The sequence below is a fragment of the Vibrio sp. L85 genome, from assembly GCF_963871815.1.
Lineage (GTDB): Bacteria > Pseudomonadota > Gammaproteobacteria > Enterobacterales > Vibrionaceae > Vibrio > Vibrio harveyi.
The window spans coordinates 1-1,854 of the sequence record NZ_CAWMYL010000175.1 but is presented as its reverse complement, the minus strand read 5'-3'; the positions used below and the strand labels follow the sequence as shown (position 1 = coordinate 1,854).

Below are 1,854 nucleotides of genomic sequence, written 5' to 3'. Positions count from 1 at the left end.
GTTCTGGTTTCCTTATAAAACCGTGGCCAGTTTTACTTGACCACTACATTACGGTGAGTTTATCAAGTTCCTGATGACTCAATGTTAGATCTCCTTCCAACATATCCTCCAGATTCACGTTTTGAAAAAGGGGACATTTTAGCTTTGTTGAAAGGGGACATTATCGCTTTGCGCTAACAGGGAGCATCACTATATTGACTATTAAATAGAATAGTGATAATTATTTGCATCTTCCTGACATGCTCAGGTTCAGAGAGCTACGAGCTACGAGCTACGAGTTACAATGTTAAATAGTTGTTCAAGATTACAAACAGTTAACTCTCTAATTGTTGAACTGGCACTCATCGGCAGGTTTGCCTATAACTTTTAATGCTAACAAAATAAAGGGTTCCAGTATGGAATTCCAATAAAATGGTAGAAAATTATGAATAAAACAGCTCTTGTACTATTTACTATGCTTGCCCCGTCAATTGCCTTGGCTAGTACTACCCCTTATTTTGGGGTTAATGTTGGTTATGGAGGCATTGAAAATATCGATTTCCCAAGCACTCAAAATATAAATTACTCTGAAAAATCTGGGTCTTTATCATATGGATTGAATGGTGGGATAATGTTTGATACATCATTTAGTAAAAAATTTCAATATGGAATTGAAATTGGTTATCAAGGTTATGCAACTAATGAATATAAGCTTGAACAATATTCGATTGATTATGATGGTTATAATATTGCGCTTATGGGGATAGCACAGTATCAATTTCTTGAAACATTAAAAATAAGAGGTAAATTAGGCGCAGCTTACACAACACAAGAAGTTAATTTAAATAATTTTATTACTATAAAAGAAAATGAAATTTTACCAAAAATTGGAATTAACCTTTCTTATGACATAACAAAACAAGTTTCTTTTGATTTAGGTTTTGAACATATTTTTGGTGATGATACAACACTAAATACACCAAGCGATGATGTTATTCTTATTAATGCTAAAAAAGTCGCGTCAGTAAGTAGTGCTTATGTGGGAATGACCTATCATTTTTAACCCTAGCACTTGATTACAACTACCTTAAAAAGGCGTTGTTGGTCAAATCATCTTTAAGACGAACGACGCCACATATGACTAGCCCTTAGTTTCTGACAGGCATACCTAGTCTTATGACTTTGTTTATAGCTTTGACATTCTCCATGATTTCGCCTACTTGAGCGTTGTAACATCTCAAACTCAATTTTCCGCTTGTTAGTTGGCTTTTGTTGAGCAAGATGATTGAATTTGTTTTTCTAAACGTTTTTCTGACGAAAGAAAAAACTTTAATTCGCTATGACTATCTTTGACCTGTATGGTTAATGATTTTTCATGTAAAGAAATGCTGCCAAAAAGTACCGTTTTTTCTTCATCGTAAACGTATAGTTGCCAAGGTGTGTCTTGATAATCAATGAACCCGTTAGCAATAAAATCAGTACAACCATAGCGACCATTTCCTTGCAACAGTGCTAGAACTACATCATTACAATGTTCTTTTTGGGGTTCATGACAAAGGTATAATCCACCGATTTTGATGTTCATATTCAGGCTTTCTGGATTGGATAATTGCCAAATATCGTGATTAAAAGATTTGTTATTCTTCACATTGTCATTTAGTTGCGAGTCTGCCTCCCCTTGTGCATTGCAACCCAATAGGGCAGAAATCAAGAGTATTGCTGTTTTAATGAATTTCATTTTCACTATTTCCTTACTCGGTAATTGTAGTGGCTCGCGAACATAATCACTTCGACTTGATTACATCGCGCATTCTGGGCTCACATTATCTGCGAATAAGCCGAAACTCCGACTCACAATCTGTAAGAATGGACTCA

The 1,854-nt window shown here is 35.1% G+C and carries 2 protein-coding genes; one reads left to right on the top strand and one right to left on the bottom strand.

Going from position 1 to position 1,854, the window contains the following annotated elements:
- The first annotated feature begins 424 nt into the window (after positions 1 to 424).
- Positions 425 to 1,042, top strand: a complete 618-nt coding sequence (locus AACR11_RS17375) for an outer membrane protein (protein WP_017818856.1) — start codon at positions 425 to 427, stop codon at positions 1,040 to 1,042.
- A 195-nt stretch (positions 1,043 to 1,237) separates the two neighbouring features.
- Here AACR11_RS17375 and AACR11_RS17365 read toward each other — a convergent pair whose 3' ends face one another.
- A complete protein-coding gene (locus tag AACR11_RS17365; RefSeq protein WP_017818855.1) occupies positions 1,238 to 1,717 on the bottom strand; it encodes a hypothetical protein in 480 nt (159 codons plus the stop codon).
- Positions 1,718 to 1,854 lie beyond the last annotated feature (137 nt).

What these genes read in the sequence shown, in the direction of transcription:
- AACR11_RS17375 (WP_017818856.1), top strand. Translation starts at nt 425, where the DNA reads ATGAATAAAACAGCTCTTGTACTATTTACTATGCTTGCCCCGTCAATT.
- AACR11_RS17365 (WP_017818855.1), bottom strand. Translation starts at nt 1,717, where the DNA reads ATGAAATTCATTAAAACAGCAATACTCTTGATTTCTGCCCTATTGGGT.